At 59.1% G+C, this 26,136-nt stretch carries 28 protein-coding genes and 1 pseudogene; 10 read left to right on the forward strand and 19 right to left on the reverse strand.

Going from position 1 to position 26,136, the window contains the following annotated elements:
* Positions 1 to 21 precede the first annotated feature (21 nt).
* Positions 22 to 618, forward strand: a complete 597-nt coding sequence (locus tag R3D51_08160; GenBank protein ID MEZ5899453.1) for a hypothetical protein — start codon at positions 22 to 24, stop codon at positions 616 to 618.
* Between the two features lie 306 nt (positions 619 to 924).
* Positions 925 to 1,512, forward strand: a complete 588-nt coding sequence (locus R3D51_08165) for an HdeD family acid-resistance protein (GenBank protein MEZ5899454.1) — start codon at positions 925 to 927, stop codon at positions 1,510 to 1,512.
* A gap of 92 nt (positions 1,513 to 1,604) precedes the next feature.
* Here R3D51_08165 and R3D51_08170 read toward each other — a convergent pair whose 3' ends face one another.
* The 3 genes from R3D51_08170 to purL form a co-directional block, all read right to left on the reverse strand.
* Complete coding sequence (locus R3D51_08170; GenBank protein ID MEZ5899455.1) at positions 1,605 to 2,042, reverse strand: hypothetical protein; 438 nt, start codon at positions 2,040 to 2,042, stop codon at positions 1,605 to 1,607.
* A gap of 508 nt (positions 2,043 to 2,550) precedes the next feature.
* Positions 2,551 to 3,618, reverse strand: coding sequence for a linear amide C-N hydrolase (locus tag R3D51_08175; GenBank protein MEZ5899456.1), 1,068 nt, complete (start codon positions 3,616 to 3,618; stop codon positions 2,551 to 2,553).
* A gap of 300 nt (positions 3,619 to 3,918) precedes the next feature.
* Complete coding sequence (gene purL / locus R3D51_08180) at positions 3,919 to 6,192, reverse strand: phosphoribosylformylglycinamidine synthase subunit PurL (protein ID MEZ5899457.1); 2,274 nt, start codon at positions 6,190 to 6,192, stop codon at positions 3,919 to 3,921.
* A gap of 391 nt (positions 6,193 to 6,583) precedes the next feature.
* On the opposite strand from purL, the gene R3D51_08185 reads away from it, so the two are divergent.
* The 5 genes from R3D51_08185 (at position 6,584) to R3D51_08205 (ending at position 11,454) form a co-directional block, all read left to right on the forward strand.
* On the forward strand, positions 6,584 to 7,003 hold the full coding sequence (locus R3D51_08185; protein ID MEZ5899458.1) for a hypothetical protein: 420 nt from the start codon (positions 6,584 to 6,586) through the stop codon (positions 7,001 to 7,003).
* Positions 7,004 to 7,020: 17 nt separating this feature from the next.
* Positions 7,021 to 7,428, forward strand: coding sequence for a hypothetical protein (locus R3D51_08190; GenBank protein ID MEZ5899459.1), 408 nt, complete (start codon positions 7,021 to 7,023; stop codon positions 7,426 to 7,428).
* 311 nt (positions 7,429 to 7,739) lie between these two features.
* Positions 7,740 to 8,144, forward strand: coding sequence for a hypothetical protein (locus R3D51_08195; protein ID MEZ5899460.1), 405 nt, complete (start codon positions 7,740 to 7,742; stop codon positions 8,142 to 8,144).
* 865 nt (positions 8,145 to 9,009) lie between these two features.
* Positions 9,010 to 10,734: a PQQ-binding-like beta-propeller repeat protein gene (locus R3D51_08200; protein ID MEZ5899461.1), complete on the forward strand. Its 1,725-nt coding sequence runs from the start codon at positions 9,010 to 9,012 to the stop codon at positions 10,732 to 10,734.
* A 99-nt stretch (positions 10,735 to 10,833) separates the two neighbouring features.
* Positions 10,834 to 11,454, forward strand: coding sequence for a cytochrome c4 (locus R3D51_08205; GenBank protein ID MEZ5899462.1), 621 nt, complete (start codon positions 10,834 to 10,836; stop codon positions 11,452 to 11,454).
* A gap of 39 nt (positions 11,455 to 11,493) precedes the next feature.
* Here the strand turns inward: R3D51_08205 and R3D51_08210 are convergent, their stop codons facing one another.
* From R3D51_08210 to R3D51_08245, 8 genes are all read right to left on the reverse strand, one after another.
* On the reverse strand, positions 11,494 to 12,417 hold the full coding sequence (locus R3D51_08210; protein ID MEZ5899463.1) for an ankyrin repeat domain-containing protein: 924 nt from the start codon (positions 12,415 to 12,417) through the stop codon (positions 11,494 to 11,496).
* A gap of 78 nt (positions 12,418 to 12,495) precedes the next feature.
* Positions 12,496 to 13,362 (reverse strand): substrate-binding domain-containing protein, encoded by an 867-nt coding sequence (locus R3D51_08215; protein MEZ5899464.1) that lies wholly within the window; start codon positions 13,360 to 13,362, stop codon positions 12,496 to 12,498.
* A gap of 16 nt (positions 13,363 to 13,378) precedes the next feature.
* Positions 13,379 to 14,080 carry a phosphoribosylformylglycinamidine synthase subunit PurQ gene (gene purQ, locus R3D51_08220; GenBank protein MEZ5899465.1) on the reverse strand — a complete coding sequence of 234 codons (702 nt, stop codon included), beginning with the start codon at positions 14,078 to 14,080 and terminating at the stop codon, positions 13,379 to 13,381.
* Between the two features lie 117 nt (positions 14,081 to 14,197).
* On the reverse strand, positions 14,198 to 15,037 hold the full coding sequence (locus R3D51_08225) for a transglutaminase family protein (protein ID MEZ5899466.1): 840 nt from the start codon (positions 15,035 to 15,037) through the stop codon (positions 14,198 to 14,200).
* Between the two features lie 79 nt (positions 15,038 to 15,116).
* Positions 15,117 to 15,263, reverse strand: a complete 147-nt coding sequence (locus tag R3D51_08230) for a phosphoribosylformylglycinamidine synthase-associated small membrane protein (GenBank protein MEZ5899467.1) — start codon at positions 15,261 to 15,263, stop codon at positions 15,117 to 15,119.
* A gap of 32 nt (positions 15,264 to 15,295) precedes the next feature.
* Positions 15,296 to 15,844 carry an RNA 2'-phosphotransferase gene (locus tag R3D51_08235; GenBank protein ID MEZ5899468.1) on the reverse strand — a complete coding sequence of 183 codons (549 nt, stop codon included), beginning with the start codon at positions 15,842 to 15,844 and terminating at the stop codon, positions 15,296 to 15,298.
* Positions 15,845 to 15,860: 16 nt separating this feature from the next.
* Positions 15,861 to 16,100, reverse strand: coding sequence for a phosphoribosylformylglycinamidine synthase subunit PurS (gene purS / locus R3D51_08240; protein ID MEZ5899469.1), 240 nt, complete (start codon positions 16,098 to 16,100; stop codon positions 15,861 to 15,863).
* A gap of 93 nt (positions 16,101 to 16,193) precedes the next feature.
* Positions 16,194 to 16,991: a phosphoribosylaminoimidazolesuccinocarboxamide synthase gene (locus R3D51_08245; GenBank protein MEZ5899470.1), complete on the reverse strand. Its 798-nt coding sequence runs from the start codon at positions 16,989 to 16,991 to the stop codon at positions 16,194 to 16,196.
* 344 nt (positions 16,992 to 17,335) lie between these two features.
* On the opposite strand from R3D51_08245, the gene R3D51_08250 reads away from it, so the two are divergent.
* Positions 17,336 to 17,656 carry a DUF1476 domain-containing protein gene (locus R3D51_08250; GenBank protein MEZ5899471.1) on the forward strand — a complete coding sequence of 107 codons (321 nt, stop codon included), beginning with the start codon at positions 17,336 to 17,338 and terminating at the stop codon, positions 17,654 to 17,656.
* A gap of 160 nt (positions 17,657 to 17,816) precedes the next feature.
* Here R3D51_08250 and R3D51_08255 read toward each other — a convergent pair whose 3' ends face one another.
* Positions 17,817 to 18,260, reverse strand: a complete 444-nt coding sequence (locus R3D51_08255) for a DUF2383 domain-containing protein (protein MEZ5899472.1) — start codon at positions 18,258 to 18,260, stop codon at positions 17,817 to 17,819.
* Positions 18,261 to 18,431: 171 nt separating this feature from the next.
* On the opposite strand from R3D51_08255, the pseudogene R3D51_08260 reads away from it, so the two are divergent.
* Positions 18,432 to 18,668, forward strand: a pseudogene (locus R3D51_08260) (hypothetical protein).
* Here R3D51_08260 and R3D51_08265 read toward each other — a convergent pair.
* The 3 genes from R3D51_08265 to R3D51_08275 form a co-directional block, all read right to left on the reverse strand.
* Positions 18,652 to 19,236: an alpha/beta hydrolase gene (locus R3D51_08265; GenBank protein ID MEZ5899473.1), complete on the reverse strand. Its 585-nt coding sequence runs from the start codon at positions 19,234 to 19,236 to the stop codon at positions 18,652 to 18,654. The pseudogene R3D51_08260 and the gene R3D51_08265 sit on opposite strands and share 17 nt — an antisense overlap.
* Positions 19,237 to 19,305: 69 nt before the next feature.
* Complete coding sequence (locus R3D51_08270; protein ID MEZ5899474.1) at positions 19,306 to 19,827, reverse strand: hypothetical protein; 522 nt, start codon at positions 19,825 to 19,827, stop codon at positions 19,306 to 19,308.
* A 37-nt stretch (positions 19,828 to 19,864) separates the two neighbouring features.
* Positions 19,865 to 21,328: a PAS domain-containing protein gene (locus R3D51_08275; GenBank protein MEZ5899475.1), complete on the reverse strand. Its 1,464-nt coding sequence runs from the start codon at positions 21,326 to 21,328 to the stop codon at positions 19,865 to 19,867.
* 253 nt (positions 21,329 to 21,581) lie between these two features.
* Here R3D51_08275 and R3D51_08280 point away from each other — a divergent pair, with 253 nt between their 5' ends.
* Positions 21,582 to 22,049, forward strand: coding sequence for a hypothetical protein (locus R3D51_08280; GenBank protein MEZ5899476.1), 468 nt, complete (start codon positions 21,582 to 21,584; stop codon positions 22,047 to 22,049).
* A 57-nt stretch (positions 22,050 to 22,106) separates the two neighbouring features.
* Here the strand turns inward: R3D51_08280 and R3D51_08285 are convergent, their stop codons facing one another.
* The 4 genes from R3D51_08285 to tpiA all read right to left on the reverse strand — a co-directional run bounded on the left by R3D51_08285 (position 22,107) and on the right by tpiA (position 25,930).
* A complete protein-coding gene (locus tag R3D51_08285) occupies positions 22,107 to 23,735 on the reverse strand; it encodes a CTP synthase (GenBank protein MEZ5899477.1) in 1,629 nt (542 codons plus the stop codon).
* A 211-nt stretch (positions 23,736 to 23,946) separates the two neighbouring features.
* Positions 23,947 to 24,333 carry a preprotein translocase subunit SecG gene (gene secG, locus R3D51_08290; protein MEZ5899478.1) on the reverse strand — a complete coding sequence of 129 codons (387 nt, stop codon included), beginning with the start codon at positions 24,331 to 24,333 and terminating at the stop codon, positions 23,947 to 23,949.
* Between the two features lie 170 nt (positions 24,334 to 24,503).
* Positions 24,504 to 25,154, reverse strand: coding sequence for a hypothetical protein (locus R3D51_08295; GenBank protein ID MEZ5899479.1), 651 nt, complete (start codon positions 25,152 to 25,154; stop codon positions 24,504 to 24,506).
* 2 nt (positions 25,155 to 25,156) lie between these two features.
* Entirely contained in the window at positions 25,157 to 25,930 is a 774-nt protein-coding gene (tpiA, locus tag R3D51_08300) for a triose-phosphate isomerase (GenBank protein MEZ5899480.1), read from the reverse strand.
* Positions 25,931 to 26,136 lie beyond the last annotated feature (206 nt).

Consider the following 26,136-nt stretch of genomic DNA (forward strand, 5'->3'; position numbering starts at 1 on the left):
CGTCAGGGAGGGCCACAAGCCATGCGAACTGCACTCATCCGCTCGAAAGTTCTGGCTCTTGCGCTGGCCGCCGTCGCGCTCGCTTCCGCATCCACCTGCGTGAAGGCTGGCGATGGGGACGGCGTTGAGGAGATCTACGTCTTGCGCTCGGTTCGTGAGGCGCGCTCCAAACCGACGGAAGCCTGCTCCACGGAACGCACCAAACTCTCCCAACCTGCGTGGGAGGATCAATACACGTTCCGGTCGCTTGAGACCCGCCCCAAGGACGGGCGCATCTTGAATACGGACGCCGGCAAGGTCGGGGAAATCCGCGCCTGCTTCGGAAACAGCGCCGATCCCGCCGTCTGGGAACTCTACGGCGATCTCAACGTCAACGGCGTTTCGGGCAAGGCGTTCGGCAAATGCTACAAGACGAAAGCCGACTTCCCTGAAAAGGGCGTCAATCTGTTTGCCTGCGCCTTCGATCTGTTCGATCTGTCGGGCGGCTATTTTGGCGGTCAATTGACGACGAATTCTCTCACCACACCGGAGCTGTTTGGCACCGCGTCCAATCCATCCGGGTATACCCAGGTCTCGATCGCCACGATCCGGCTTTGGAAGAAGCGCGCCGCGCCCTGACTCGCAAAGGCAGTATCTGAGCAATGCTATCTGCGCGGCACGCTGTGAAATGGCCAAGCTGTGAGCGGCGATGAAATCGGCCGCTTCACGCGGCCTGCTCCGCATTCATGATGTTTACGTATCTGTATACCTACGCTTGCCGCACCGTCGGTGTTCCGGTAGATTTAATGCAGTGGTTTTCGCTCCGGCGCGAGCGCCCGGGCATCACGCTTATGTTCCCTTTCCATGTCGGCGTACTCCGGAACTTCCGTTGTTTTTGAGCCGTTTCGGACATATCAATTCTTATAATCAGCAAGGAAACTAATTATGGTCACCAACAGCTATCCTCCCGGAACCGTTCTGATGCGGCCGACCCTCGATGCGCTCGCGCGTAATTGGTGGCTCATCCTGTTGCGCGGCATCCTGGCCATCATCTTTGGCGTGCTGACCTTCATTTGGCCGGGCCTCACGCTCTTCACGCTCGTCATTTTCTACGGCGCTTTCGCGCTGCTCGATGGCATCTTCGCTCTCGTCGCGGCGGTCACCAAGGGCGCGCCAGCGCCCAGGTGGTGGCTCGCCATCGTTGGTCTGCTTGGCATCGGCGCCGGTGTGGTGACGCTGATGTGGCCAGGCATCACGGGCATCGTGCTGCTGTACTTCATCGCGGGCTGGGCCATCGCATCGGGAATTTTCGAAATCATCGGCGCCATTCGCCTGCGTAAAGAGATCGACGACGAGTGGATGCTGATCGCCAGCGGTGTCTTGGCGGTGATTTTCGGCTTGCTGATCCTCGCCTTTCCTGGCGCCGGTGCGCTCGGTTTGGCCTTCGCCATCGGCGGCTTCGCGGTTGTTTACGGCGGGCTTCTGGTAGCGTTCGCACTCCGTCTGAGAAAGCATGCCGAAGTGAAGATCTAGCCTTCACTGCCATATGCATCAGAAAAGACAAGAGCCGCCGGACAGATCCGACGGCTCTTTGACTTTAGCACTCTCGAATTTTGGAACCGTAATCAGCAAGTTCCCTGGCGCATACAGCGGCGCATCTGATTGCGCATAGATTCCTTCCACTCCTGGCCGTCATCGTAGCCATCCTCGTCGCCGTCGCGTTGGCCCGATTTCCAGCCCAGCTTGTAGCCGACCTTGTAGCCCTTCTTCCAACCGATCGCGTAATCCTGAGCCGACGTTGACTTCGCGAATCCGCCGATCAGCGCATCGTTGTAGGAGGCTTCGTAAGCGTCCTTGTATGCGTCTTGATAACCATCTTTCCGACCTTTGGCCTTGCCAGCCGCAAACCCGGACTCATAAGCCGACGACTTCGCGAAAGATCCGGTGCTCGTCACGATGTTTCCGCCAAAAAATGCCAGCGCCGCAAGGACGGGCATGAAAATCTGCAGTAGCAATTTGCGCGCGTTGAAATCCGTAATCGACAATACGTTGGCCGAATTCATTTGTGCATCTCCTAGAGCATCGCCTGTGTTCAATGGCACGACCTTCACAAGTCCCGCCTGAATTGTGTCTGAGCAACGCGTTCAGATGGCGTTCATTAAGCAAAAGCATTCGCACCCATCTCATCATTTTCGCAGCCGTTAACTTTGGGCTGTTCGTCATCAACCTGTTGAGCCATCAGCCTGACTACTGGTTTAAGTTGCCTCTCATCGGCTGGGGCATCGGACTTCTCGGTCATGCTTTCATGGTGAGCCGAACATCAGACGTCACAGCCATGAGCAAACGCGAGAACGGCGGCGGACCGAGCGGTTCGACAACGACTTGATCCTTCTGGGCGCTGCTGTCTCGCCATTCGTCATCGCATGACAGTTGGTTGGAGTGGCGAGTTCAGCGTCTATCTCTCACCGTCATCCTAGGGCTTATCCCAGGGATCCGTGGGGCCACCAAAGCTGGCGCCGTGTGTCGCGCGCTGTATCCTAGTATGATTGCACAGCTTTGCGCATGACGGTGTCACTTCTCCACTCCGAGAAATTTGAATGGTTTGGCTTCTTTGAATTGATCGTTCGCCAATCCAGAGTAGATGTTCGCCTGGTTAGGACCAAGGTCAAGCTTCTCAGTCTTGCCCGTCTCCGCCGATAGGTCGAACTTTGCCAGATCGACCCAGAACACATTCGGCGTCAGAACGCTTTCGAAGAAATATCGCTTGCGCTTGTGATCGACGACCGTCCGCCACCGGGTCGATGAGATGTTGGGCTGATCCGGTGTAGAAATACCGAACGGAACGGATGCATTGCGGATCACACTGAATGCACTGGCGATCGTCTCCACTGGATCGTCCGTCTTTGGTATCGCTTTGACGTAAAACGACGCCCGGGCAAACCGATCCGCCGCCCGATTCGTCCCAGGCAGCATCACTGTTCCGCCAATCTCCTTCCAATAAGCGTTGAGCGCCAATTGCTGCTCAAACACTGGCGAATTGGTCATTACCTGAAAATCGCGGCTGTGATGGATGACCTGCTTGCCACCGATGTATTCGATGATCGCGCTGTCGCCGCTCGTGTCCGAGAGTGACAAATGTACCGTCGCCAGCATGTCGGTTCCTGGCACCTTCGCCGTGACGAGCACGAACGGCTCCGCCCTCAAACCTTCCACCGCTTCTGCGACGGTCGCGTAATTATCCAGCACAAACTGTGCCCAAGCCGAAATCGCCAGCCCGGGCGACTTACCGTCATAGTCTGGATACTCGGACTCCGCGAGCCACAGCACGTTGGCCACAAGGCCTGCCTCGTTCAGCCCGTCCGTCGTCGCAATGTCATAGCCCGATGCGATCACACTTCCATATTTCGACGTCCACGTGATCGAGTTCGCCCCCGCCTCGCCGGTCCGCGACATGCCCTTCGGAAACACCCATAGGTTGGTCCCGATATCCTCCTTCCAATCCATCGATCTCCCGGTCACCACCTGACCCGCTCCGCCGAGATATACAAACCGCGTGCAGGCAGAGGCGGGTGACGAGAACACAAACACGCCAAGCACGGCGATGGCGGAAATTACCTTGGCCAACGGTCCTGAGAACATATCGATCCTCGCTTTGAGGCTGATCCTACTGGTACAAGGGATGCCTCGCTCGCGCCTTCCGTCTAGCGCGGTGCGGTTGCTGGTTCTGTTAAGCTCCAAAAGCAATTGCACGACGGAACCTAGGCATGAGGCTTAGATAACAGGTGGGCGCTACGGGAGCCACGTGTTCCTCTCACCTGTCATCCCAGGGCTGTCCCTGGGATACCTGGTAACATCAACTCCGGCGTTGGTATTGCTGCGCGATAGATCCAGGCAAAAGGCCTAGGATGACAGTGGTGGGTGTGGCGCGCACCGAGGTTATCACCCGCCCAATTCGCTCTTCATCAGATTGGGAAGCCAACCCTCGTTCGTCGCGCGCAGATCATCGAGCGTCAGCGCCGTTTCGCCTTTCATCTTGATTGAGCACGTCCCCTGCGCATCGGCACCAATCGTGCGGCCGACAATGCGTGCAGGTAGCGCCAACAGGCGAGCCCGTTCGAGAACCTCCTCGGCCTTCGCGGGCGCGACCTCCAACACGTAGCGGCCCTGGTCTTCGCCAAACCAAATGGCATGTGCGGGCAGCTTGCCTTCATAAGCGAACAGATCGACGCCGACGCCCTTCGCCTCACGCGACAAACCGTGTGCACCTCCGGCAAGCGCCATCTCGGCGATCGCCACGATGAGGCCGCCGTCGGCGCAATCGTGAACTGCCAGCGCGTGGCCTTCGCGGATCAGCGTGCGAACCAGACGCCCAGCTTTGATCTCGTCTTCCAGATCGACCGGCGGGGGCGCGCCTTCGAATTTGCCGGTTGCGTGGTGCTGATAGAGCGATTGGCCAAGATGGCCCTCTTCGCGCCCGATGACGATCAGCATATTGCCCTCGCCCTTGAGGCGAATATCAGCGATTTTAGCGGTATCCGGCACGAGGCCGACGCCGCCGATTGCCGGGGTCGGAGGAATGCCGATGCCGTTCGTCTCGTTGTAGAGAGAGACGTTGCCCGACACTACTGGATAGCCAAGCGCCTTGCACGCCTCCCCCATGCCGCGCACGGACGCCACGAACTGCCCCATGATCTCGGGACGCTCGGGATTGGCGAAATTCATGTTGTCGGTGATCGCCAGCGGATCGGCGCCAACGCACGTGAGATTGCGCCACGTTTCCACGACGGCCTGCTTCGTGCCCATCTCGGGATCAGCCGTCACGTAACGCGGCGTCACATCACACGCGACCGCAATGCCCTTCTTGGTGTTGTGAACGCGCACGACACCCGCATCCCCTCCGGGGCGGCCGACGGTATCGCCCATGACCATGTGGTCGTACTGTTCCCAGATCCAGCGGCGCGAGGCGAGCGCGTGAGAGCCCATCATGTCGCGCAACGTGCCGAGGATCGAATTGGGCGCGGGCACCCACTCAGGCAAGATCTTGGCCGGCTTCTTAGGCTCCACCCAAGGACGCTCGTAGACGGGCGCGGAGTTGGCGAGCACAGGCACAGGAAGATCAGCTTCCACGTTGCCCTTGTGCATGATGACCATGCGGCCGGTGTCGGTGGTCTTGCCGATGACGGCGAAGTCGAGCCCCCACTTGGAGATGATGGCTTCTGCCTCGCCTTCATGGCCCGGCTTCAGCATCATGAGCATACGCTCCTGGCTTTCCGAGAGCATCATCTCGTAGGCCGTCATGCCCTCCTCGCGCTGCGGGACGAGATCGAGGTTGAGTTCGATGCCGACGCCGCCCTTGTCCGCCATTTCGGACGTCGAGGAGGTCAGCCCCGCCGCACCCATGTCCTGAATGGCGATGATGCAGTCGGTCGCCATCAGCTCAAGGCAGGCCTCGATCAAAAGCTTCTCAGTGAATGGGTCACCCACCTGAACCGTCGGGCGCTTCTCTTCCGACTTATCGTCGAACTCGGCGGACGCCATGGTGGCGCCGTGAATGCCGTCGCGGCCTGTTTTCGAGCCGACGTAGACGACGGGCAGGCCAACGCCCTTCGCAGCCGAATAGAAGATCTTGTCCTGGCGCGCCAAGCCAACGCACATGGCATTGACCAGGATGTTATTGTTGTACCCGGCGTCGAAGTTCGTTTCGCCGCCGATGGTCGGGACGCCAGTGCAGTTTCCGTAATGTGCAATGCCGGCGACCACACCGCCCACCAAGTGGCGTGTTTTTGGATGATCAGGCGCGCCAAATCGCAACGCGTTCAGGTTGGCGACAGGACGCGCACCCATGGTGAAGACGTCACGCATGATGCCGCCGACACCGGTCGCAGCGCCCTGGAAAGGCTCGATGTAGGACGGGTGGTTGTGGCTCTCCATTTTGAAGACGGCCGCGTCTCCATCGCCCAGATCGACGATGCCGGCATTCTCGCCCGGTCCCTGAATCACCTGCGGTCCCGACGTCGGCAACGTCTTCAGCCAAACGCGCGACGACTTGTAGGAGCAGTGCTCCGACCACATCACCGAGAAGATGCCCAGCTCGCAGATGCGTGGCTCCCGCCCCAGGATTTCAAGGAGGCGGTCGTATTCCTCGGGCTTCAGCCCGTGTTCGGCGACGATCTCAGGGGTGATCTTAATGGTGGTGGAGAGGGCAGCTGACATCGGGTCTCGCGGGCTATCTGGGTCAAATCATGCAGCATGATAATTTGTGTTTCCGCATGATGTTTTTTCACCGCCCGCTTATAGCGATGACAGACCCCTTTGTCGCGGCCCGCGCCGGTTTGTCCCAATGCCAATGGCGCGCGGCCAAGCGCCTGCGGGCACCGGTCGCCAAGTGGCAAAACCCCAACCCGTTGAAAGGAACGAAGACTGAGCATGCGCAATGCGCAAGATCAACGAATTGAGCGGCAAGGCAGCGCTGCAGAAAGCTTTTTGCTGCCATGCAGCATTGTGCATTTATGGATATGTGTCAGTAGCTTACTTTTGAATCACGTTGACCGGTCGGGTCGCGTGACGCTTCCCGCCGCGCCTTGCACCGGAGGGAGAGAATTCGATGAGCAAGCTTCTAGCCATCACCGCCGCCGCTTTGATCGGCACAGCGCTATCGGCCACCGCATGGGCCGAGATGCCCGGCGCGGACGGCGCCGAAACCCAGATCGTCATGACCCCGAACAAGGGCCTTCCGCTCGATGTCGGCGGCAAGAGGATCGTGAGCTATTTCCAGCAGCAGGACAACGCGTGCGGCCTCACAGTCGTGCTGTCGGAATCGGAAGGCGGCGGCGTCGCCGCCGGCGGGTCGGAAGGCCCCCACGGCACACGCATCACAACGAACGTCATTCCTGGCCAGAGCCTCCGGCTCGACGGCGACAAAAACAGCGCTGCCGAATTCCTCTGCGGTCCCGAGGGCCGGAAAATGAATGCTCACATTTACACGCGCAACGCTTACCCCGGCAAAACTGCCGGCAAGTCATGAGAACGGGAGATCCGAACATGAAGACGATCCAAAAAGCACTCCTGGTACTTGCTTCGCTTGGCTTTGCAGCCTCCGCCTATGCGGGATGGCCCGTACCGACCGCCCCCGATGCAAAGGGAATGGCGCGTTTGACCGAGGGTAAGGGCATTACGTTGATGGTCGGCACCAAAAAGGCGGTCGCCACCTACCTCAACGAAGGTGGCGCTTGCAAAGTGAGCGTGATGGTGTCGGAGACGTATCCCGACCAGATCCCTTATCACCTGACCAGCGTGCGCTTCGGCGCAAGCGTCGCTGGTGGATCGGCCGCCGACGTCGAAACCTCTGACGGAGCTGCCATGTCACTCGCATGCGCGCTTGGCGGCACAGCTCTGACGATCCAAACGCACGATCTCGCCGCTCATCCGATGCTGGCCGCAATCAACTGAAGGACGTCCTCTGCCCTTCGACGTCCCTGCCGAAAGGCGCGCACAAAAGTGCGCGCCTTTGTCTTTAGCGACGAACAGATCCATTCCCCGGCGACCCATCCCAAGATGACATGAATGTGGCATTGGACAGCTTGTCCTACCCAACTGGGCTGTGACTGTTTCGCGCTGCAGCAAATGCATTCCGGAATTGCATGTCTGGCTATTTTACCATCCGCTTCATGGGGTTATCTACGTCCCCAGAACGCAGTCGTCATACCCGAACACTCCTGCGAGGGCTTGAACGATGCGATAGTGGAATGGAGGCCCCTTCCATGAAGTCGATGAATAAAGCTCTCATCCTGGCCGCATTGGCCGCTCTATCCGCCGTTCCGGTCGCCCTCAGCGTGCGCGCTGATGCCGAGTCGGCAGGCGTAAAGATCCTTGGTGAGAACAAGGGTGCATCGTTCGATGTCGGCACCAAAAAGGCCATTGCGTACTACGCCAAGGAAAACGGCGGTTGTGGCGTCACGGTTATGGTGTCAGAGACATACAGCGAGCAAATCCCCTATCATCTCGCAACCGTGCGATTCACCAGCAATGTAGCGGCTGGAACGACTGCTCAGCTCGATACGTCCGATGGTGCGACGCTGTCCTTGAGTTGCGCCAAGAACGCCTCGAATCTCCTCGTCGAGAACATCGAGCGTGTTGCTTATGTGCCCCCGCGCACGACGAACTAAGCGTAGCTGCGCACGCTTGAATCAAGGTTGGGGAGAGCCTCTGCGGCTCTCCCCATTTTGTTTGAGAAAACGGCCGCGCGGAGGCCCTGGGCTGTTGCCTAATGCTTCGTCTGCGACACTATTCGCCGGTCGCCGTCAATCGCGTCGCATATGTTGCATCTGCGAAATACAGTACAAAACACGCCAAGTCGCAACGCTTCCAAGTCCACGCTTGCAAGTCGTTCTGACCCAGGGGAGGCCGTTTGGTTCTCCCCTTCTTTTTTAGAAAAATGGCTATATTTCGGTGCCTTAAAATTCGTCTTCGGCCGCTCCTGCCTGAAGATCTGGCCACGGATGCAAAAATTGCATAGCTATTTTGCGAGCGCACATCTTCTCTTAACCGGCATCGCTGTATATCTACACTGTAGAAATTGAGTTCGAGGGGTTGCGGTCCCCTCGCCCGGTGACTGTCGTCGCGTCTGGGCCATCAACCCGCGAGAAGACAAAACGACAACCAAGGTGATGTATCATGAAAGCCATCGTGTTCGCTCTGCTCCAGACCCTGGCGCCTCAGGCCCAGGATAGCGGGAGCCATGGGCGGCGCGGCAGCGCCCGCTAAGTAGCGCGCGCCACTGCACTAAAAAAGGAGCCGCGACCGGCTCCTTTTTTATTTTTCGCATCTATATCGCGCTGCGATTTGATCCCTTATCCTATCGAAAACATTGGGAAAAGTTCTGAGCCAAACGGTCAGTTGGGCGTTCCCGCTATTGCAACGCGGGATCGAACATGCGTTGACTTGGTTCGTTGCGCAAATGCACTTTATTTTCCACCTGGGAAAAATCCCCCCTTTATCGAGGAATGGGGAGCCCTAAGGATTGGGAGGAAAATGATGACAATGCTCTACAATAGGCGACTTCGGCTATTTCTCGCGTCGTGCTCCGCCGCACTCCTGACCACCAGCGCATTCGCTGGCCAGGAAATCGAGCAAGGCGCCGCGACCCAGGGCGCCGCAGCCCCGACCCCTGCAGTGTCCCAAGATCTTTTGAGTGGAGCCGCAAAGGACTCCAAGAACTTTCTGCACACGAACGGCAACTATGCGCAGACACGCTATTATCCCGCCAAGCAGATCAATACGGACAACGTTTCAAAGATGCATGTGGCCTGGATTTTCCAGACCGACGTGAAGGAATCTATGGAAACGACACCCATCGTCGTCGATGGCGTGATGTACGTGACCACATCATTCAGCCACGTCTATGCCTTGAACGCCAAGACCGGCGAAATGTACTGGCACTACAAGCACAAGATGGGGCCGATCACGACCTTCTGCTGCGGCCCGAATAATCGCGGCGTGGCAATCGCCGATGACAAGGTTTTCCTCGCGACACTCGACGCGAAGCTTGTAGCACTCGACTCCAAGACCGGCAGTCTGCTCTGGGAAACCCAGGTCGGCGATCCCGAGCTTGGCTATTCGGAAACGATGGCTCCCACTGTCGTCGATGGCAAGGTGCTGATTGGCACAAACGGCGGTGAATACGGTATTCGCGGCTTCGTGAAAGCGTACGATGCCAAGACCGGCAAGTTGGTCTGGCAGTTCGACACCATTCCCGAAAATTCGGTGGGCGTGTGGGCTCCGAATGACGCGACCGGTCGCGATATGCATCGTGACATCGCGGCAGAAAAAGCTGCCCTTGAGAAGCTTGGCGATCCATACAAGACGCTTGGCGGCGGCGTGTGGCAGAACCCGGCAGTGGATCTGGAATCGAAGCGCATCTTCTTCGTGGTCGGCAACCCCTCGCCCGACCTCGACGGCTCGATCCGGCCCGGCGACAATCTCTACACCGACAGCCTCGTCTCGCTCGATCTGGAAACCGGCAAATACGTCTGCCACTTCCAGTACATCGCGCATGACGTTTGGGATCTTGATGCGGTAAGCCCGCCAATTCTGGTCGATGTCAAAGACAAGGATGGCAAGGTCGTTCCTGGCGTGATCCACGGCGGCAAGACCGGACACATCTACGTCCATAACCGCAAGGACTGCAGCCTGATCCGCTTCTCCGAAGCGATGGTGCCGCAGGAGAACATGTGGGTGCTGCCCACCAAGGAAGGTTCACGCATGCTCCCGGGCGCCAACGGCGGCGTCGAGTGGTCGCCTATGACGGTGAACCCAAATCTTGGGCTCGCCTACGCCATCAACCTGCATCAGCCGATGACCTACCACGTCGAGTCCACGCCCTATCCGGGCGGCAAGCTCTGGCTTGGTGGTGCTTTCAAGGTCATTCCTAGCGAGAAGCAGGCCGGCAATGTAACCGCTGTCGACTACAATACCGGCAAGATCGCCTGGCAGGTCAATACGCCTCAGCCCATGATCGGCGGCATCATGGCAACCGCAGGCGGACTGGTGTTCACCGGCGAAGGCAATGGCTGGTTCCGAGCCTACAATGCCAAGAGTGGCAAGGTGCTTTGGAGCTTCCAGGCAGGTGCCGGCGTGAACGCACCGCCGTCTTCGTACTCCGTTGACGGCAAGCAGTACGTCGTGGTCGCGGCAGGCGGCAACGTCCAGCTCGATTACAAGCGCGGCAACAACATCATCGCCTTCACGGCCGATTGATTGTGTGCAAGCCAATCTTGTGGCCTAAAGAAGAAGAGTGGATGGGGCTCGACCCCATCCACCTACAAGTCCGGCAACCCACTTCGTTCAAGGCAACATATGGCCACTTCGAATTCCCTAACCCCCTCCGTTTTTCTGACAGCCCTACTTGCAGCGACCTCCCTAGTGACCACCGCGCGCGCCGACAGCATTGAGGAAAAGGCCGCGGTTTGTAGTGCTTGCCATGGCGAGCAAGGCGTACCAATCGATAAAGTTACGCCTATCATCTGGGGGCAGATGGAAGGCTACATCTATCTGCAGCTTCGAGACTTCAAGAGCGGCGCGCGCAAGAACGACACCATGCAGCCCGTCGTCGCCGATCTCACGAAAGATGATATGATGGCGCTGGCAGCTTACTTCGCGGCAAAGCCCTGGCCGGATCTCCAGCAACCCTCTGCGCCGAAAGATGTCGCGACGGCAGCAATCGGCCTCAACCAGTCCGTCGGCTGCACCGGCTGTCACCTGGGAGAATATCAGGGCGACAGCACCGTACCGCGTCTAGCAGGTCAGCAGCGCGAATACATGGACAAGACGATCAAGGATTTTCGCGATCGGTCGCGTGGTAACAATCCCGGCATGTCGGATTTGATGAATGCTTCACCGGTTGATGGGCTGAAGGCGATGTCCGAATATCTTGCCGGGATGCAGATCCTGGGTGGAACCGGACACGGTTCGCGCTAACCTGTAAGCACAAGCCGCGCCCGTGTGACTTGTGAGCGCCTAATGCTCTGCCGCGAGCGCCGTCTTGATGGCTGGATCCGTGGCGAGATCGGCTGCTGTCTTGCCGGATTTGTCCTTCGTCGTCTTGTCGGCGTGAGCCTTCAAGAGCGTTTCGAGAGCCGTCGTGTGCCCAAGCTCGGCGGCCGTCATCAACGCTGTGCGGCCACGGTCGTCGGCATCGTCGAGGTGCGCGCCACGGGCAATAAGAAGCTCAATCGTTTCCTTGACGTCGGCTGCGCCTGCCTCATCGGTATGACCAGCCGCCCACATCAGGGCCGTCAGATCGTTGCCGTAGCGCTGATTGACGTCGATGCCATGATCGAGAAGAACTTTGACGACCGGCGTGAAGGCGCGTCCGGCCGCGTAGATGATGGCGGACTTACCGGTGGCATCAATCGCCCGCGGGTCGGCGCCCTTGGCGAGCAGCAACGCCACGAGTTCGCCGTTTCCGGTATAGGCCGCAGCCGACACCGGCGTTATCCCGCTCCTTCCTGGAAGATTTGGATCGGCGCCCGCATCCAGCAGCAAAGCGGCTACATCGCGACGCTCTTCCTCCGCGGCAATGTAGAGCGCTGTGGAAGCCTCCAGATTGCGGGCGTTGACCGGTGCTTTGTGTTCCAGGAACAGTTTTACGATAGGCACGCTGCCGCGCTTGGCAGCCAAGGCGAGCGCCATGTTGCCAAGCCTATCGCGCGCCTCCAATGACGCCCCATCCTTCAGCAACGTTTCGCTTAACGCCTCGCATTGCTGCGAGGCCGCCGACATCAGCAGGGAATTGCGCTCAATCGAGGAGGCCTGAGCCTTGATCTGCTCGTAACGTTGCTCAAGAGCCTGGCATTCGCGGCGATTTCCAGCCTCGACATCACCAGAGCCAAGAACCATTACACAAACAATCAGTGGAATAGGACGTCGCGATTTTTTCATGGAACTCGTTATAGCCGGATCGGCACTCGCGTGGGAAGCACTGGAACGCGCGATGAATGCAGAGTTGCTTAAGAGCCGTTACTCCTCGCGCCCTTCGGCGGCGTTGTTGCGCGCCGAGGGCCACCACAACTGCACATCAGCGCCAGGCGAACGGTAATTCGCAATCAGCGCCTGGGTGCGGGCGGAAACAAGATAGCTGCGGAAGCGGTCAGCCGCTTGCCGGTTTACCCCTTTGATCTTTTCAGGATTGACGACGATGGCGGCCATCACGCGCTGCAGCAGGCTGTCCGCCGACACCATAATTTCCATTTCCGAGTCTGGGTGTTTCGACAGAAAACGCATGAAAGGAAGTGCGCCCCAGATCACGTACCCTTTGCGTTCCTCAGCCAGACGCACCGCCTGCCCTTTCGCCGCCTGGTGCTCCAAAAACCAGTCTTCGGCGGTCTCGACACCAGCGCCGGCGCCCAACACCTGGGTCAGATACGAGACGCCTGGAAGATCGTTGGCTACGAATGGCGCTTTGGACTGGGCAATTTTTGCGAACGCCGCGGTTGCACTCGCCATACCTTTGATACCTGCCGGATCGCTCTTGTGGCCTGCTATGACGAGTTGATTGGCAAAGACCATCTGCGGCCAATCCCCCAGCCCCTCCTGCACGAAGGCTTTCACGCCTTCCTTGCCATAGTGCGAGATGACGATATCGGCTTCCCCAGCGCGTGCGCGTTCGTAGACGTCTTCGCCGGAATAGATCGCCAGCTTGATGCCGCTCTGTTTCTCAAAGTCCGCCGCCAGTGCGTCAATGAGCCCGCTCATCTTCGGTGTGTTGACGATGGCAAGGCGAAGGGTCTGCGGCGATGCTGCGTCGTCGGCGTTCGCGGCAGGCATCAAGGCAAGGCACGCAGCAAGCCACATCATCGCGAAGCCGACGAATGAGTGGAGCTTCATCACGCACTTCACTTTCTCAGGCCGCTTCCAGAACCGACAACAACGCACTTTCAAAAATGCGCCGTCCATCGGTGCCGCCCAGCGCAGGCTCATAAAGCCGCTCGGGATGAGGCATCATGCCAAGCACCCGACCGGTTTCATTGGTGATGCCGGCAATGTTTCTCTGCGCACCGTTGGGACACGTGTCGGGTGTCACCACACCGTTCTCGTCGCAATACCGGAAGGCGACGCGGCCCTCGCCTTCCAACTTGTCGAGCGTCACCTCGTCGGCAAAGTAGTTGCCCTCACCGTGCGCGATCGGCACCTTGATCACTTCGCCTTTTCGATAGCACTTGGTGAAGAACGATTGATCGTCCTCCACCTTGAGGAATACATCGCGGCAGATGAAGTGCAGTGAAGCGTTCCGCATCAAGGCGCCCGGCAGCAGGCCGGACTCGCACAGCACTTGAAAGCCATTGCAGATGCCGATGACGGGCGTGCCGGCTTTCGCCTTGCTGACCACATCCTTCATGATGGGCGAATGCGCCGCCATCGCCCCGCAACGCAGATAGTCGCCATAGGAGAACCCGCCGGGCAGCACAATCATATCCGATGCCGGCACCGAAGCGTCTCCGTGCCAGACCATCTTCGGCGCAAACCCCGTAATGCGTTCGACGGCTGTTTTCACGTCTCGGTCGCAGTTGGAGCCGGGGAAAACGATGACGGAGGCGCGGAGCATGGGCTGAACCTCGGAAAGCCTGAGTTTGGAGCTTCTGCAACTAAGCGGACTCGGCTCTCATGTCTACCGCTGGCTTGTCGCGTGCACCTCTCTTGCCCAACAATAAGGGCCCCACAATCAGGGTGCGCTCACGGCTGCATCCGTGATCGTCGCACTCCGACGCCCCGGCGCCAGAACCTCGATCTCCGGTGGCTCGCCTTCGACCTCACCTTGTGGCCAGGCAAAGGCCACGTCGGCGGAATCGCGCCCCGACGCGATCGCCAGCACGCTATCAGGCGAACTCATTTGAGTGGCATCGAAGGTAAACCAGTCTCCGCCTGAGGGGCCGCATAGATAGACCTGGAACAGGGCGTGGAAATCCTGTGGCGAGAGACGATCGGCGTAGACGCTGGTGTAGCGTGCCGGGATTGCGCAGGCTCGGCACAGAGCAATGGCAAGATGCGCAAAATCGCGACACACGCCTTGCTTTGAATGAAAAACATCGGCCGCCGTTGTGCTCGGACCGGTGCTGCCGGCAACATACGCGACATTGTTGAAGATCCAGTCGCAGATCGACATCACCCGCTGATAGCCTCTGGGCTGATTGCCGAAGGTGTCGAAGGCAAAGTCGGTAAACGTATCGGAAGCGCAGTAGCGACTTGGTGCAAGAAATTCGATGACTTCGAAGGGCAGCTCAACAAATTCGAACTCACGAACTTGTTCAGGAGCGAACTTCTGAACCGTCAGATCAGCAACCACCTTGTAGATCACCTCAACGGGCCCAGGTCCCAAGACTGTACGAAGCCGCCGGGTGCCGCTGATAGGATCGACATATCTCTCGCGCGCGGCTTGAGGCGGAAGAATTAGCTCTTCCTGACGCACCACTTGTGCCGACGTCTTGGCGACTTCAAACTGGAACAGGAACGGCGTCGGCGCCGTGGTCACATAGCGAAGCTTGGCGGAGGCTCGAATTTCCACGGCAGAACCCTTTTGTGCGAGCGAGGAGGTGACCTCTCAACGCGCCTGGCCTAAACGGGTTCCTATAATTCTGTGCCAATTACTTGGGCATCAGGAACACGACAGCAAGCCCGGCCGCGACCAGGGGCAAAAGGATGAAAATTGCTGCCTTGATCGCCATGAAGCGAATGGCGTGCGCGTGATCGCTACGGCCAGCTTTGGTATCTTGCGAAGTGGGTTCGGTCATCCCGCATCCATACAAGGGTAATCGGCTCTTTGTCAGGTGCCGCGCAGTGGCGTGATGAACTGCGGTGGAACGTGATCCGTCAGCCAAACGCCATTTTGCGAAAGATAAAAGACGTATCCTGCCTCTGCCATTTTGCCCGCGGCCACCTGGAGAATAACAAGGCCCCCGCGCCGTCGAGATCCCACCATCGTCGCGGTATCGCAATCGGGGGACAGATGGACGTGCGTGCGTGCCTGCCGCGTCAAGCCCTCTGTCTCGATGGCCTCAAAGGCGTTGCGGTTCGTGCCGTGGTACAGCCACTCAGGCGGCGGGCGCGCTTCAAGATCAAGCGCGACGTCGAGCGAATGCCCTTGTGCAGCGCGGATACGATTGCCCTCCAGCGTGTAGCGGGATTTCGGGTCGCGTGCGACGATGCCAAGCACGTCTTCCCGGCTCACGTCGAATTTGTCCTGCAGACCCGCACACAGCTCGGAGAAATCTACCCAGCCGTGCCCATCCATCGCGACTCCCAATGCTTCAGGCTCGTGGCGCAGCACCAGAGACATGAACTTAGAAACGGTTTTCTCTCGGGAGGGATCCATTCCCGAAACCGCCTCCTCAGCCGATCTCGTAAGCGTAGTTTTCGATGACGGTATTCGCCAGCAGGTCCTTGCACATCTGCTCCACGATGGCCTTGGCCTTTTCCGGATCGGTTTCTTTCAGATCGACCTCGATGTACTTACCCTGGCGCACATCGCCCACACCCGTGATGCCCAGGCCCTTCACTGCACCCTCGATGGCTTTGCCCTGAGGATCCAGGACGCCGTTCTTCAACGTGATTTTGATGCGGGCTTTCATAATTTCCTCAGGCGATGGGCAAACGTTACGGGCCACCAAAAACAGAAATTGGGCCGATGTACAGCCCAATTCCCCAGATTCTGATCAGATGACTCAGTTCGGCTTGCCGTTGACGGTCGGCGGATTGGAAGCAACCAGAACCGGACCAGCGCCCTTGGGGGGGCGATGTTCGGTCAACACGCCAAGACGCTTGGCGACCTCCTGATACGCTTCCAGCATTCCGCCGAGATCGCGGCGGAAACGATCCTTATCGAGCTTGTCGCCCGTTTGGATGTCCCAAAGCCGGCAGCAATCGGGGCTGATCTCGTCGGCGAGCACTATGCGCACCTGTTCATTTTCGTACAGACGACCGAACTCGACCTTGAAGTCGACGAGGCGGATGCCGATGCCCAAGAACAAGCCGACGAGGAAGTCGTTAATCCGCAGCGCGAGCTGCATGATCTCGTCGATCTCCTGCGGAGTAGCCCAACCGAATGCCGTAATGTGCTCTTCAGCCACCATCGGATCGTTGAGAGCATCGTTCTTGTAATAGAACTCGATAATCGAACGCGGCAGCGTGGTTCCCTCTTCAAGTCCGAGGCGCGTTGAAAGCGAGCCGGCCGCAACATTGCGCACGACCACTTCAAGCGGCACGATCTCGACTTCGCGTATCAACTGCTCACGCATGTTGAGACGCTTGATGAAGTGTGTCGGCACGCCGATCTCATTCAACTTCTGGAAGATGAATTCGCTGATGCGATTGTTCAGCACGCCCTTGCCTTCAATCAACGCATGCTTCTTTGCGTTGAAAGCGGTGGCGTCATCTTTGAAATGTTGGATGAGCGTGCCTGGCTCAGGGCCTTCGTAGAGCACCTTAGCCTTGCCCTCGTAAATGCGACGACGCTTATTCATTCCTGGTCCTCTGAGGATCAACGCTCACTCTCACTTATTTCTCTGTCTAACCCGCGCGATGTGCGGCACTGACCCTTTGAATTTCCAACGTCTTTCGAAATCCGTTAGAGATGGGGATCTCTGTCGCGACGCGTCCCAAACTTGGGTCTGAGACTAGCGGAACGGCCCTTCAGAAACAATGTAGACCATGAGCCGCAGGGCCCTTCTGGTGAACCATCTCGCCAAGCCGTTGATTTGCCTCGAAGGCCGGGTTATCGCTGCGATTAACAATTCCCCAGAGGAGTATCCGGACCCCGGTGAACACAGCCTCTGGTTGTAGATCTACTTGGGAGGTTTTATATACCATGACCACGTTCGACAAACGCGAGCAGGGATTCGAGCAGAAATTCGCCCATGACGCCGATCTCAAATTCAAGGCCGAGGCACGGCGCAACAGGGCGCTCGCTGAATGGGCTGGCGCGAAGATGGGATTGTCGGGTGCTGAACTCGAAGACTACATCAAGGCTGTACGCAAGGCCGACCTCGCCGAGAAGGGCGATGAAGATGTGTTCGGAAAAGTGAAAGCAGATTTCGCCGCCAAGGGCATCGCTGTCTCCGACACCGAGATCCGTTCCTTCATGGCTGAGGCCCTCGCTAAGGCTGTCGCCGATATCGAGAAGACCTGAAGGCTCGTGCGCCGGTCAGCCCTGCGAACAACCGTCAGTTTGGCATCGACTGCGCGGGTGCTATGAAATATTTGCGCTGTGAAATTTTAAAGCCTCCGGTCCTGCGGGAGCGGAGGCTTTGTTGTGTGCACTGTTCAAGAGCGCGTGGCGATACGGTTCGTTACGCCACAGCGCGCGCTTGCAGGCGCTCCATTTTCCCGATCAGCTCGATAAGCGATTCACGATTGGCCGAGAGGATCGGAGCGTAGTCGGCGCCGGAAACTTTCAGCGCGGCGTCGTAGAGTTCTATATTTCGCTTTTCGCTGCTGATCAGCGCAGGCAGCACCGCGTCGCCGAGCCCAGTGAACAACGCGCGCACGTCCATCATGGTGCGATTTATCGTCGACATGAACGAACCGGAAATATCAGGCGTTGCACCTGAAGCAGCGACGCGCTGCTCGATCTCGACCGCGGAGGTCTGGTGTGCCGCAATCAATTCCTGGAATAGAATGATGTGATCACCACCCTCTGCCTGGTTTAGCGCCTCTTCATAGCCGTTACGGCTGTCGATCAAGGCAGTGTGCAAGGTCTTGAGCGTGTCGATCTCTGGCGTCGAACGGGACATAGAAGGCTCTCCAGCGATGTCGATGGTCCATCAAAACCGATAACGCGCGTCACCGGAGCTGGTTCCCCTCAATGAAACCGGAACTACCTGCCGCGCAAAGGGTTTTCTGCTCAGTTAAGGGTACCAATTTGAACTTATCTTGATTTCCAGATCAAGCATATGGAGCACACCATGGCTCGCGGAGGCAAATCCAAGTACACAGCCAAACAAGAACGCAAGGCTGATCACATAGCCCACAGCTACGAAGACAAGGGCCTATCCGAAAAAGAGGCTGAACGGCGCGCCTGGGCGACGGTGAACAAGCAGGACGGCGGCGGCAAGAAGCCCGGTGGCTCGGGCCGCAAGGCAAGCTGAGGACTTTGAGCGCAATGCTCAAGCGGGTCGGACAGTTCTAGCCGAGACTCTTAAGAAACTGTCCGAACTGCAGCAGACCATCAGGCCACGGGCCGTGTCCGGAAACGGTGTTTATATGGCCCGCTTCACCCGCATCAGTGAGCTTCGCACCCCACGACTTGGCTAACATCTCTGCACGCGAGAACGCGCAATACAGGTCGTTATTGGCGACGATGAGCTGCGCAGGAAAAGGGAGCTTATTGTCCGGCATTCGCGAAAAACCGCCGTGCCCCTTCTTGGGCGGCCAACGCTCGCCGCCCGTGTCGGGCCAGAACCGCGAAAACTCCACATCCGCCGGCGCCACGAGGAACGCCCCGATTACGCCTTTGGCTTTGAGCTTGTCAGCGGCGAAAACCACCGCGGGAACGCCAAGCGAGTGCGCAACCACGACTGCGGGCTGAGTTGCGCCAGCCGCGAATTTTGCGATGCGATCGCCCCAAACTTCAACATCGGGATTATCCCAGTCGTCCTGGATGACGCGGCGCGCGGTCTTGAGATTGCGCTCCCAGCGCGACTGCCAGTGATCGGCGCCGCTATCCTGCCAGCCAGGCACAATTAGAATATCGACTTGAGAACTTTTCATCCTCGCTGAGATAGCCGAGCCGCGCGCTTTAGAAAAGAGCGCTATCGCGCGCAAGCCGGAAATGCCGGACTACTTCGTAAGCGGTTTGAAGAACCTTATCAGAATATATCCCGCATAGGCGCCGACAGCCACCACAGCCAGCGGCACGATTGGCCAGGGCAGCGAGTGCCAGTCCTGCAACCTTCCGCTGACGCTGGCCCACAGGACGAGCGCGGTGGCCGCGAGGTAGAAAGCGAAGGCGTTGGTGGTCTGCTGGCGGCCCGTCGCATCGGGGGGATCTGCAGGATCGAGAAACTTGGGTGCGACAACGCCCAGATAGATGGCCTGCGCGAGCGCAGAAATGACAAACAGCCATGCGGCAAGATGCGTTTGCAGCATAAGCGCAACGCCGCCGGCCAGGATGCCGATCCCTGCACAGGCCATCCAAAACGCACGAGCGGTCTCCGCCCACGATGGTTGCTCTCCACCAATGGCTGATATGGTGGCGTCAAGCATCCTGGACATGACGCCCGCGCGCGACGCCACGACCCCCGCAAAAGTGTAAAATGCGCCGACGAGCCGCAAGGCCACATCGGAGAACTCAATTGCCATCCTTGTCTTCCCCCTTAGCTTCACGCTTTTTCGCGCGTCAATCGAGGCGGCCGAGCGCCGCTCGCAGTTCTACAACGAGACCGGAAGGCTCCCACACCCGTTCGACCGACCCAGCGAGTTGGCTGGCCGCCGCTCTCGTCATCACGACTGAACCAAAGCCGCCCTTTTTTGGCTCCATCGCGATTGCCGGTCCCCCGTGTTCGCGCCAGATCAGCACGAGGGTATCGTCTTCTACGGAGGTTGTGATTTCGACGCTGCCGCCAACCTGAGAGAGCGCGCCGTATTTGACCGCATTGGTCGCAAGTTCGTGAATGATGAGGGCAATGGAGGTCGCGCCACGCAAGCCTATCTGCAAGTCCGTGCCTGCTATCGTCGCGCCACTTCCCGCCTTCCCTGGATAAGGTGCGAGGATGGAACGGATCAGCGCATGGAGCGATTGTTGGCCAGCCGGTTGCGCTGCTCCCAGATCGCTTGCAGGCAACACGCGGCTATAGGCGTGCGCAAGCGCGGAGGTGCGTCCGCGTAGCTCATCCGCAAAGGCGGCTGCCGCCGGCTCCTGCCGCGCCGACATGGAGATGAGGCTGCCGATGACCGCAAAGATATTGCGGATGCGGTGCGCAAGCTCCTGATTGATCAGCTCGCGCTCCTCCTCCGCCGCCTTCATGTCGTGAATATCAACGCAGGTGCCGAACCACCGGACGATGGCGCCCTGCTCGTCTCGAATAGGCAGCGCGCGGCCGAGCATCCAGCGGTATTGGCCATCCTTCTGGCGCAGCCTGTACTCGATCTCGTAGTCACCTCCAGTATTCAGAGATTGGCGCCAGCGTTCCCACGCGCGTTCCTGATCCTCGGAATGGAACATTCCGTTCCAGCCTTCGCCATCTGTTGATCCGTGGGGAACACCCGTCACCTCGTACCAGCGATCGTTATAGAAGTCGTGATAGCCGTCGGGCAGCGTCGACCAAATCACGAGCGGCACCGCATTGAGGATACTGCGCCAGTGCCGCTCCGCAGAGCTCAGCGCGATCTGGTCCTCGACGATATTGCGCAGATCGCTTAGCAAGGCTTCGCTCTCTGCCGTCCAATTGCGAGGTTTGGAATCGATCACGCACAGGCTGCCGACCGGATATCCTCCGGGCGCACGGATCGGCACGCCGAGATAAGCTTCGACGCCGAGATCCCTGACGGCAAGATTGTCTCTGACAAGCTCGTGGTTGCGTGCGTCGTTGATCCTAAGGGTGACATCGTCGCGAACCACGTACTGGCAGAACGAATGTGACAGCGGCGTTTGCCGCAACGAAGCCCACGGCTCCGGCAGGCCGATGCAGCTCTTGAAGAACTGCCGATCCTCATCAACCAGCGAAATCAACGCAACCGGCGCACCTAGTGCCGATCTCGCGATACGCGTAATGCGATCAAATCGTTCGTCAGGAGGACTGTCGAGCAAGGCAGACTGGCGCAAGGCCGCCAGCCGCAAATCCTTAACGTGATCGTTGGACAATCATGCACTCCGCAAGATCAATTCACCTGAATTCTTATCATTGCGGTTCGTACCATGCTGGCAATTTTTCGCAGCCGCAACGAATGGCAAATAGCCCATAAGAACCAATAGCCCGCGATCTGGTGAGCGCATGTTTGCCAGGTGGCCAACTCCTGTTTCCTACGAAACAGAGCGGTGCGGCCGCTTTCTCCATGGTGTGTCCATCAAGCGCTCAACACTGCGCTGAACCAACACATACATAGGAGCCTCTCCGATGCGTACCACCAAGATTTTTGCTGCCATTGCCGGAGCGGTAGTTGCAGCCAGCGCCTTCGTTTCAACGGCTGAAGCCGGTTGCGGCGGCGGCGGATACGGCCGGTCTTACGGCTACCAATCGCGCGCATCCTATTCTGATGATTACGGTTACGAGCGCCGTCGTGCTCTCGCAAAGGCGCGCGCCCAAGCGAAGGCTAAGGCCGCCGCAGCCGCCCGCGCCAAGGCCGTAGCGGCCGCCAAAGAACGGGCGCGCATCGCGAAGATCAAGGAGGCTGCAAAGATCACAGCGGCTGAGGCCGAGGACGCCAAGTCCGCCAATGAGCCCGTCGTCACGGCCGCGCTGGAACCAGCGCCCAAAACCGACGTCGAAACATCAACGGAGCAGGACAAGAACGGCAACGAGGTTACGGTCTGCCGCAAGTTCTCCGCGGTCACCGGCGGATTGATCGAAACCGCATGCAAGTGACGTGAGGCGCTTAAGCGCCTCACTCATTCCCAGCGCGCAAAACGGAAATCCGTTGCACTAGACGAGACGGCTCTGCTCGACAGCGGCCGAGATAAAGCTTGCAAACAGCGGATGCGGCTCAAACGGACGCGACTTCAGCTCTGGATGATACTGAACACCAATGAACCAGGGGTGGTCGGGATATTCGACGGTCTCAGGCAAAAGGCCGTCGGGTGACATCCCAGCGAACCGGAGCCCGCAATTCTCCAACCGCTCACGGTATCGGGTGTTCACCTCGTAACGGTGACGATGCCGCTCGGAGATTTCCGTATTGCCGTAGATCCTTGCGATGCGGCTGCCATCCATCAATGCCGCCGGAAACGCGCCAAGACGCATGGTCCCGCCCAGATCGCCGCCCCTGCGACGCTGCTCGAGTTCGTTCCCGCGCATCCACTCCGTCATCATGCCGACGACCGGCTCGCCGGTATCGCCGAACTCGGTCGAGTTCGCGTCCTTTATGCCTGCCAGATTGCGCGCCGCCTCAAGGCAGGCCATCTGCATGCCAAAACAGATGCCGAAGTAAGGCACACCGCGTTCACGGGCGAACCGCGCCGCCGCGATCTTGCCCTCCGCGCCGCGCTCACCGAAGCCGCCGGGCACGAGAATGCCGTTGACGCCTTCGAGGTACGGAGCCGGGTCCTCGCGCTCGAAGACTTCCGACTCGATCCAATCCAGCTTGACCTTGACGCGATTGGCGATGCCGCCGTGGACGAGTGCCTCGATCAGCGATTTATACGCATCCTTCAGCCCGGTATATTTTCCAACGATGGCAATCGTCACCTCGCCTTCCGGCGCGGCAATATTGTGGGAGATGTTCTCCCAGCGCGTCAGATCGGGCTTGGGTGCGCCGGTGATGCCGAAGGCGTCCATGACCTGCGCGTCGAGGCCCTGCGCGTGGTATGCCAACGGCACGTCATAGATCGAGGCGACGTCGAGCGCCTGGATCACCGCTTCCGGCCGCACGTTACAGAACAGCGCAATCTTCTTGCGCTCGCCAACGGGAATTTCCCGGTCGGCACGGCACAACAGGATGTCGGGCTGAATACCGATCGAACGCAACTCCTTCACGGAATGCTGGGTCGGTTTTGTTTTCAGTTCGCCAGCCGAAGGAATGTATGGCATCAGCGTCAGGTGGATGTAGACGGACGAACCGCGCGGCAACTCATTGCCGAGCTGACGAATGGCCTCGAAGAACGGCAATCCCTCAATGTCGCCCACCGTGCCGCCAATCTCGACGAGTACGAAGTCGACATCTTCGTTGCCGGTCAGCACGAACTGTTTGATGGCGTCGGTGACGTGCGGAATGACCTGCACCGTGCCGCCCAGGTAATCACCGCGCCGTTCCTTGGCGAGGATCTCCTGATAGATTCGACCCGTCGTGATGTTGTCCGACTTCTTGGCCGGCACGCCCGTGAAGCGTTCGTAGTGGCCAAGGTCGAGGTCTGTCTCCGCGCCATCATCGGTCACGAACACTTCTCCGTGCTGATACGGGCTCATCGTGCCCGGATCGACATTGAGATAGGGATCGAGTTTCTTGAGGCGGACAGAGTATCCGCGCGCTTGGAGAAGCGCGCCGAGAGCGGCTGATGCGAGACCTTTGCCTAGGGAGGAGACCACGCCGCCGGTGATGAAGATGTACCGTTGCATGGGATTTTGGTCTCGCATGGGAGTCGGGGGTTCTCCAAGCGGCAATATCGCCACATCCACAGGGCACTAGAGCGACCGGTGCAACTGAGCCGCGACTTCAGATCCACAAGTACAGCTGCGGCGCAGAACTCGTGTTCCGCGCCGCGCTCGAAAACGATCGTGTTCGTATGGTCTGGCGGAGCGTTAGCTCAAGATCAGGCCGTGTTTGTCCTCACTGGCCGCCGGGAACCTGACCAGGGGCGGGAGCCTGCTGAACCGGGGGTTGTAGCTTGTCGAGAATACCGCCGCCACCGCTTGCGGGAGCGGGCGTCTCACCGCCCGTAGCGGGCGCGCCTGCTGCAGCCGGAGCATCGAATGCCGATCCCTGCTTGATTTGATGACGGGCCAGCAGCGACAGAGAAATGCTGGTGGCGAAAAAGGCAGCCGCCAACATCGCCGTGGTGCGCGTAAGAAGGTTAGCCGTGCCGCGACCGGTGAGAAAGCCGCCACCGCCGCCTCCGCCGATGCCCAGAGCGCCTCCTTCCGACTTCTGCAGAAGAACGACGCCGACAAGCGCCGCAGCAACCATGAGGTGAATGACGAGCAAAACGGTAGCCATGACCGTGGAGATCCTTATAGCAATGCAGCCGGATTGGGATTTGGGCGTCGTCATACACGGTTGCAAGGGCGCTGGCTAGTGCGTGGGCATAAACAGCCAAATGCCGCCTAGGGTGCCCTATGCCCGCGAGAAAGACATAAAATTCATAAACTTATCACGAACCAGACATGTCACTCGACAAAAGCCGGTGGCTTGAAGGCTTGGCTGCGCGGCGGCTTATAGGCATCTGAGCTGCGCGTCTTGGCCGGCGGCGCAGGCTCTACCGGAGCGGACTGCACCTGCACTGGTGGCGCGCTGTTTCCTGGGCCTGCGCTGCTCTTCCCCTGGGTGCTAGCACCGCTGGAGGCGGGCTTGGAACTCTTCTTGGCCGAAGCGGGAGGCTTCGTATCCCCCGACTTCGGCGCATCGGCCGGTTTGGGCGCAGACTTACTGGACTTGGAATCGGTGCTTTTCGCGGTCGGCTTCTTAGGCGGCGGGGGTAGGGTCGGATCGAGGTTGGGATTGAGTTCCAGACGCTTGGCAGCTTCCTCGACCTTCTTGCCCTCATCGGTGAGCGAGACCACGCGGCAGCCGAATTTGACCTGTTCATCAAGCAAGATGAAATGCTCGACCTCTCGCAGACGCTCCGCCGACAGATTGGCCTTGCCCCAGGCAGCGCCCTTCTCGATGTCCGACATGATTCCGCTCTGCATGAACTTGGCCTGTTCGGCCTGAAGCTGGTCGCAAGTGTCCTTGTCCAGCTTCGGCGATGCGGCGAGCGCCGCGCCCTGCAAGAGCACGACAAAGCCAAATGCGACCGGCAATATCGATCTAAAGGGCATGATCATCCTTCGTAGGCATTGATTATGGCTAGAAAATCACTCACCTTGAGACTGGCCCCGCCTACCAACGCGCCGTTGACGTGGGCCACCGACATGAGCGCTTTCGCATTGTCGGGCTTCACCGAGCCTCCATAAAGAATGCGCATCTTAGCGCCTTCCTTGCCAAAACGCGCCTCAAGATCGCGGCGGATGAGGGCGTGGACCTCCGCAACATCTTCCAGAGTCGGGGTCAAACCGGTGCCTATTGCCCAAACAGGCTCGTAGGCAACGACAGTGTTGGCGGCTGTCGATGCTCCGGGAAGCGAACCTGCAAGTTGCTCTCCGACAACAGTCAGGGTGTGCCCAGCTTCGCGCTCCATGCGCGTTTCGCCGATGCATATAATTGCGCATAACCCCGCGCGATGGGCCGCGACGGCCTTCTGCAGAACGTCGCCGTCCCGTTCGCCATGATCGGTGCGGCGCTCAGAATGCCCCACGATGACGGCGTTTGCTCCGGCGTCTTTCAACATTTCAGCTGAAACATCGCCGGTATGCGCGCCAGACGCGTTTGCATGGCAATCCTGACCAGCCAGTTGTATTGGCCCAGCCCCTACAGCGTCACTCATAACCATCAATAGGGTGGCCGGGGGGGCAATCATGACATCGGCCGCAACCCTGGCCAAAGGACCTGACAAAGCAGCACGCACCGCCGCAGCCTCGCCTAGTCCGGCCCGCAGACCGTTCATTTTCCAGTTACCCGCCACCAGCGGCCGAATTTCCTCTTCGCCTGCGCCCATCCCGCCCTTAAGGCCTCCCCGTTGACTTCAAACCCCAAAACCCGGCATTAGCCGCCTCAGCGGCGCTGCCTCACCCTTGCATTCGCTTCCGGGCTGCGCTTCATATCATGCCGGCTCGTCCCGTCACGTACGGGATGTTACACGATTGACCGTATGGTGCACCCGTTATGCCCTTTCGCGCGGCAGGACGGCGTTGTGCCCAAAAA

This window comes from Hyphomicrobiaceae bacterium, assembly GCA_041397645.1.
Classification (GTDB): Bacteria; Pseudomonadota; Alphaproteobacteria; order Rhizobiales; family Hyphomicrobiaceae; genus Hyphomicrobium_B.